Origin of the sequence: Runella salmonicolor, from assembly GCF_024158025.1 — a bacterium.
Taxonomy (GTDB): Bacteria; Bacteroidota; Bacteroidia; order Cytophagales; family Spirosomataceae; genus Runella; species Runella salmonicolor.
The window spans coordinates 1-2,496 of the sequence record NZ_JAMZEL010000010.1 but is presented as its reverse complement, the minus strand read 5'-3'; the positions used below and the strand labels follow the sequence as shown (position 1 = coordinate 2,496).

The window sequence follows — 2,496 nt, the reverse complement described above, 5'->3', positions numbered from 1 at the left end:
GCTGACGGCAGTGCATCAAGTCCAGTGACAGACGTATCTGATGCGGGCACGGACGGCAGTGCCAACCCGATTGCTAACCCCGACGTGACGGAGTCACCGAAGTTGGACGGGACGACGGACGCCGACCCGACCAACGACCCGACGGTGTTGTTGTTGACTCCCGCCCCTTCGATTGGAGTTGCCAAAGTGGTATCTTCGGTTGTTGATAACAATAATGGCACCTTTACAGTAACTTACCTTATAAAGGTTAAGAACGTAGGCAATTTGGCTATCAATGACATACAAGTACGCGACACCTTGTCGAATACTTTTCCGAGTCCAGCTACAACGAATGTTACGGCTTTAAGTAGTCCTACATTTACCGTTAATTCAGGAACATACACTGGGTCTCCCAGCAATAGTAACTTACTACCTCCCACTGGAAATTCATTGGCAGTAGGAGACAGTGCGTTGATTTCGTTAACAGTGATAGTGACGCCTAATGCCTCAAGCGGTGTGTATTTAAATTCGGCGTATGGTAGTGGTACAGCATCTAATGGAACAATTGTAAATGATAAATCGCAAACTGGAAATAATGTTGACCCAGACTTTGATTTAGATCCAGGTAACAATTTTGATCCTACCCCTATTTCATTTACGGCCAAACCGCCAGTTGCTTCGGACGATATCAATAACACCTTAGTCAATGTTCCAGTAGGCGGAAACGTATTAACCAACGATGATGATCCACAGAAACTGCCTCTTACGGTTAATACCACAATTCCTGCAATTTGTCCACCACAGCATGGTGCCGTGGTAATGCAGGCAAATGGTAACTATACCTACACCCCACAAACAGGCTTCGTTGGTACGGATAGATTCTGCTATATTGTTTGCAACAGTCTAGGTCTGTGTGATACTGCGACGGTGACTATTGATGTTATGCCTCAGCTTCAGGTCAATTCAGTGGTTGCTAACGATGATGCGACTCAAACCCAAGTAGGTACGCCAGTGAAAATCATTGTAAAAGCAAATGATTTCGATCCACAAGGAGATGTGCTAGGTTCAGTTGTTCAACTGACGAATCCGCTTCACGGTGGAGTTGTTTATAATCCACTTGATAGCAGCTTTACTTATACTCCAACCGGGTCATATGTAGGGAAAGACTCATTTAAGTATGTATTGTGTGATGTAAAAGGAGCTTGTGATACGGCCATCGTCACGATTGATATACTGCCTGTAATTGTAGGTAACGACCCACCTGTGGCCATTGATGATGCCAATGTAACTCCAATTAATACACCCGTTTCGGGGACGGTAGCTAGCAATGATAGTGATGTAAATAATGATCCATTGACATTCACTAAGCTATCCAATCCAGCGAATGGTTCGGTTATTTTCGGTTCAGATGGGAAATACACTTACACGCCAAGCCTTAATTACACGGGCCCTGACCGTTTTACCTACACTGTTTGTGACAACGGAACCCCTAATCTCTGTGATACGGCTACCGTCTATCTAACTGTGTTACCTATTGTTAAAATTGATTTATCAGTCGATGTAACAGTAAGTAACCAACAGCCAGGATTGAACGGTACGGTTACGTTGACTGTAAGTGTTAAAAACGACGGGCCAAGTGATGCCACGGGCGTAGAATTGAAAGACGTGATACCCGCAGGAATGAGCTTTGAGACGTATGCCACTGCTTTTGGAAGCTATTTGCCAGGGGTTTGGACGATTGGAAACATCCCCGCAGGACAGACAGTTACTCTTTCTCTTGTTGTAAAAGTGAACCAAACGGGTATACAATATTATACGGCTCAAGTGTCAAAGGCAGATCAACCTGACGTTGATTCAACACCTGATAATAATATTGAGACAGAAGACGATTTTGATCGTACGTGCCTTTCAGTTCCGGTTCCAATTTGTCCAGGTCAAATATTTGAATTGCAAATCCCTGCTGGATTCACGAACATCCAATGGTACAAAAATGACCAACCAATTGACAATGCCAACGGGCTTACGTATCAGGTCACTTCTGCTGGCGTTTATCGTTTTACTGCTTCCAATGCTACTTGTCCTGCGGAAGGTTGTTGTCCTTACATTTTTTACGAAGGAGATTGCTGCCCTACGAAGCCAATTTGTGTACCTTTCACGATCAAAAAAATAAAGAAATAATGGGGCTAAAATAACAAATAGTGTTAGCTAAATAATGATAAGTCGCATAGATTGGTCACAAAAAGACCGATTTATGCGACTTGTTTTTATAAAAAAGAGCAATAACGACCAAACAAATTGTGCTATCTCACTATGGTTAAATTCTTCACTTAGTTTAGAAATATTTCAACGGCGTCGGTTAGAAATAGTGCATCAGCCATTGTTTTTTGTCGTGCTTTCGGATCAAAACCAAAAGTTGTGGAGTAACTTAGATTAAGCATATATCTGAGTTAGCCGATACAGGAAGAATTCTACGTTTCTTACCCCTCTGAACTGACTTCTGAACGCTTTGATTTTGGC

Annotated in this window: 2 protein-coding genes; one reads left to right on the top strand and one right to left on the bottom strand. The window is 42.9% G+C overall.

All coding sequences use genetic code 11. The features are described from left to right. Positions 1-212: hypothetical protein (locus NCI00_RS20745; RefSeq protein WP_253530810.1), on the bottom strand; the 212-nt coding region annotated here is incomplete at its 3' end. Between the two features lie 217 nt (positions 213-429). On the opposite strand from NCI00_RS20745, the gene NCI00_RS20740 reads away from it, so the two are divergent. Continuing rightward, positions 430-2,157 (top strand): Ig-like domain-containing protein, encoded by a 1,728-nt coding sequence (locus NCI00_RS20740; RefSeq protein ID WP_253530808.1) that lies wholly within the window; start codon positions 430-432, stop codon positions 2,155-2,157. The last annotated feature ends 339 nt before the right edge of the window (positions 2,158-2,496 follow it).